The organism is Streptomyces noursei (assembly GCF_001646665.1).
GTDB lineage: Bacteria > Actinomycetota > Actinomycetes > Streptomycetales > Streptomycetaceae > Streptomyces > Streptomyces lavendulocolor.
The window spans coordinates 1-286 of sequence record NZ_LWBU01000142.1; the positions used below are offsets into that span (position 1 = coordinate 1).

A 286-nucleotide genomic window follows, 5' to 3' on the forward strand; every position below is an offset into this window, starting at 1 on the left:
CGGACGCGGACGTCGGCGCCGGACTGGAGGGCCAGGCGGAGCGCGGTGAGCGCGGCCAGGTCGCGGTCGGCCTCCTGGGCGTACAGGGCGGTGGGGCGGGTGACGGCGCGCAGCAGGGCGCCGGTGCCGCAGGCGGGGTCGAGCACGGTCCCGGCCGGGCCCGCGAGCTCGGCCATGAGGGAGGCCGGGCCGGGCGGGGTCAGGGGGTACTGGCGGGGGGTTGGGGGCCGGGGGGGGGCGGGGGGGGAATCGGAGGGCCGCCCGGGGGCCCGTCCCGGCGGGGGGT

Annotated in this window: 1 pseudogene; it reads right to left on the bottom strand. The window is 83.2% G+C overall.

From position 1 onward, the window contains the following. Window positions 1–218, bottom strand: a pseudogene (locus tag A4V12_RS34785) (SAM-dependent methyltransferase); the annotation flags it as partial. Window positions 219–286: the final 68 nt, after the last annotated feature.